Source organism: Mesorhizobium sp. M2C.T.Ca.TU.002.02.1.1 (assembly GCF_003997225.1).
This window is the reverse complement of record NZ_RZTO01000618.1, coordinates 1-3792: the sequence shown is the minus strand read 5'-3', so window position 1 is coordinate 3792 and position 3792 is coordinate 1. Positions and strand designations below refer to the sequence as shown.

At 67.3% G+C, this 3792-nt stretch carries 4 protein-coding genes; 3 read left to right on the top strand and 1 reads right to left on the bottom strand.

What is annotated here, in order from left to right; all coding sequences use genetic code 11:
- The 3 genes from pdxA to EOD07_RS26185 form a co-directional block, all read left to right on the top strand.
- Positions 1-941: 4-hydroxythreonine-4-phosphate dehydrogenase PdxA (gene pdxA / locus EOD07_RS26195; protein ID WP_127237474.1), on the top strand; the 941-nt coding region annotated here is incomplete at its 5' end.
- Complete coding sequence (locus EOD07_RS26190) at positions 938-2053, top strand: four-carbon acid sugar kinase family protein (protein WP_127237473.1); 1116 nt, start codon at positions 938-940, stop codon at positions 2051-2053. The genes pdxA and EOD07_RS26190, both read left to right, overlap by 4 nt.
- A gap of 249 nt (positions 2054-2302) precedes the next feature.
- The gene (locus EOD07_RS26185) at positions 2303-2659 is read left to right on the top strand and encodes a hypothetical protein (RefSeq protein ID WP_245470491.1); all 357 of its coding nucleotides are present in this window, start codon (positions 2303-2305) and stop codon (positions 2657-2659) included.
- Positions 2660-2672: 13 nt separating this feature from the next.
- On the opposite strand, the gene EOD07_RS26180 is transcribed toward EOD07_RS26185, so the two are convergent.
- On the bottom strand, positions 2673-3792 hold a 1120-nt coding region (locus EOD07_RS26180), incomplete at its 5' end, for a lactonase family protein (protein ID WP_245470490.1).

Here is a 3792-nt window from a genome sequence, read left to right as displayed (position 1 = left end):
AGGCCGGCCGGCATTTCGCGCCGCAACTCGAGACCGGCGCCTTTCGGCTGCGCCTCATCGGGTCGCTGGCGGCGCTGGGCGAAGTGGCCCGGTCGCTCGACCTGCCGTTGCCCGCCGTCGCGCGAGCGGACGAGCCGCTCGGCATCTGGCCGATCGAGGGCTCCGCCGTCGCGATCGGCCAGGTATCCGCGGAAGGTGGCAGCCAGGCCTACGAGGCCGTGGCCGAGGGCGTGCGCCGCACGATGGCGGGCGAGGCGTCGGCCATCGTCACCGCGCCGCTCAATAAGGAATCGCTGCACCTGGCCGGTCATCGCTTCCCGGGCCACACCGAGCTGCTGGCGGCGCTGACCGGGGCGCGCGACAGCGCGATGATGCTCGCGCATGGGTCCTTCCGCGTCAGCCATGTCACCACGCATATCGCGCTCGAAGATGTGCCGAAACGGGCGACGGAGCCGCGCATGCGCCGGGTGCTCGATCTGACGATCGAAGCCTTGAAGCATCTGGGGATCGCGGCCCCTCGCGTCGCGATCGCGGCGCTCAATCCGCATGCCGGTGAAGGCGGCATTTTCGGCACCCACGATATCCGCGTCACGGAGCCGATCGTCGCCGATTACAGAGCGCGTGGGTACGACGTCCATGGTCCCGTCCCGGGTGACACCGTCTTCGTGAAGATGCGCGGCGGCGCCTATGACGCGGTCGTGGCCATGTATCACGACCAGGGCCATATTCCGGTGAAGCTGCTCGGCTTCCAGATCGATCCGCAGACCGGTGAATGGCTCGGCCTGAGCGGGGTCAACATCACGCTCGGCCTGCCGATCGTGCGGACCTCTGTCGATCACGGCACCGCCTTCGACATAGCCGGCCGCGGCATCGCCCGCGAAAGCAGCCTCATCGAGGCGATCGACTACGCCTTGTCGCTGACCGCGGAGAGGGCCGCGTGAAGCTTGGCCCGACCGGGCGCGGCGTCGGCAAGGATGTCCTGATCGTCGCGGACGACATCACCGGCGCGCTCGACACGGCCGGTTATTTCGCCACGCCCGAAAATCCGATCAAGGTCTGGCTCGATCCGCCGCCCGCCATTTCCGGCGGCAATGCGATCGACCTCGATACACGCGATCTCGACGAGTCGGCGGCTTCTGGGCGTGTCGCCGATATTTTCGCCGGCCGCGAACGAGGCGTGCTGTCGTTCAAGAAGATCGACAGCGTCATGCGCGGCCACCCGATCGCGGAGGCAGTCGCCGCCTTTCGCGCCGGACGGTTCCGGCGGGCGCTTTTTGCTCCTGCATTTCCGGCGATGGGCAGGGTCACGGTCGACGGGCGGCAGCTTGTGCTTTCGCCGGACCGCAAGGCGCAGCAGGTCGGGCCGGCCCTGGTCGATGCATTGTCGCGCCAAGGCATCCCGGCTGCGATGCTGGGCAAAGGCGCTGCGCCGGGCGGATTTGTTGTCGCCGATGCTTCCAGCGACGCCGAGCTTGCGGATGCTGTCGCTGCGTTCGGGGCGGGCGACGACGATCTCTATATCGGCACCGGCGGACTGGCCTCGGCGCTCGCCGGGCGGACTCCTCCCGGTTTGCGGCCGCCGGCGCTCGATCTGGCCATTTGCGGTACCAACCATCCGGCGACGCTGAGCCAGATCTCGGCGGCTCCCAGATTGCGGACGTTGGTGATGGACGGCGGCAGTGCCATGCAGATCGAGCCGCCGGTCGTGCTGGTCGCCCCCTCCAATGTGGTCTCGGTTCCGGAGGCACGCGCCATGATCGAGCGTTCGCTCGAACGGCTGGTGGCCGCCACGCCGCGACCGCGGGCCGTGCTGGTGACGGGCGGATGGACCTTGCGGCTGCTGGTCCGCATTTGCGCCGCCTCCCATCTTCTCTGCGAGGGGCTCCACGAGCCAGGCGTTGCGATCAGCCGGATGGTCGCGGGCGCATGGGATGGAACCGCGATCGTCTCGAAATCCGGCGGGTTTGGCGGCGACGACCTGCTCGCCCGGTTGTTCGCTCTGGCCACAAAGGAAAGCGCCCGAGGAAATCCCTATGCCGACGGCGGCAACTAGGCTAAGGGGCTTCCTGTCAGAGGGATGCTTATGGATATTCCGGTTTTGGGTGGGAAACTGTCGCAGGGACATGTTCGACGCGGACTGGTTGAGCGACCAAACAGTCTCTTGCCGATGTTTTGCATTGCGGTCGCGCTTGTTGCTTGCCAATCGACTCCGGACACGCAGCCTGTTGCTAACTCGCAACCTGTTGCCGACCCGCAACCTGCTCCGGCCGCTGCTCCCGCCCCGGCCTCGCCGAATTCGGCGGTGCTGGATCAGACGGTCGCGGTCGTCCCGCCCGGCAAGGGCGTTCCGGCCAGATACGCCGCATTCTCCGGCATATGGGCCGGACAGCTCAACGGCATGTATGACGGCAAGCTCGCGGTGCTGACCGTGTCCTCGGGCGGGCAGGTGACGGCGAGCTACGCATGGGGCGACCTTGCCGACAACAAGCCGGGCGTCGCCGACGGCTCCGGCAGGATCGCCGGCAACACTTTGAAGCTCGGGCGCCTGCCGAACGGCGCGGACATCACCGCCACGATGCCGTCGCCGGGAACGCTCAACATCACCTACGCGCTTGCCGGCCAGACCTATACCGGCTCGTTCGCCCGGGTCAGCCAGTGAGCAACGCGAGCTGCTAGGATTGGAGCGGGTCCCGCGTGATCCGCACGCACATCGGCGTCCCGATCTCGATGGCGTGGCCGGTGACGGTCAGCCGGCCGCTCTGCTCGTCGCGGGCGAAGATCGAGATGCGGTCGGCGTTCTGGTTGGCTGAAAACAGATGCTTGCCGGACGGTGTCAGCGCCAGGTTGCGCGGCGTCGCGCCGCCGCAGGGCGTGAAATCGACCGTTTGGAGCTTTCCCGATTGCTGGTCGACGGCGAAAATGGCGACGCTGTCATGACCTCTGTTGGAGCCGTAGAGGAAGCGGCCGTCGGGCGAGATCTGGATGTCGGCGCAGTGATTGTGCGCGCGCGCCTCGCCGGGAACCGCCGGCTTGGTGTCGATGAGCTCTAGCCGACCCGAGGATTGATCGAGCGCCAGCGACACCACCGTCGAGTCCAGCTCGTTCATGACAAAGACGAAGCGGCCGTTCGGATGCAGCGCGACATGGCGCGGACCGGCGCCCGGCGCGAGCGCCGAGGAGGCGAGCTTCACCAGCGCGCCATCCGGCTCGATCCGGTAGGAGACCAATTGGTCGATGCCGAGATCGGCAACGATTGCGACGCCGCCCTGGATGGTCTCGGTGACGCTGTGCGCATGCGACCGCTCCTGCCGCTCGGCGTTGGGGCCGGTGCCGGAATGCGCCACGCTCGCCAGCGGCACGGTCAGTCCGCCATCGGCCGCAAAACCGAACACTGAGACCGCCTTGTCGGGCCCGCCGCTGCCCATGCCGTAATTCGCCACCAGCAGCTTGCTGCCGTCGCGGGTGATCGCGTTGTGCGCGGTGATGCTGCCGAGCGAGGGCTGCTTGTTGATGTAGGCAAGCGAACTGGTAGCGCGCTCGAAGCGATAGGCCGTGACCGTTCCCTCGCGCCAGGCGAAGACTTCCGAATTGGCATAGATGCGGGAGCCATCCGGCGTCACCGACAGGAAGGTCGGATTGTCGACCTCATTGGTCTCGGCCAGCTTCTGCACGGTAAGCGTCGCCTCGTCGAAGGCATAGACGCCGAGGCCGACGCCGCGCGCGCCCTGGAAATAGGGCGCCTCGCGGTTGAGGCTGCCGACAAAGACAAGACAGGCGCTTTGCATCTGTCTC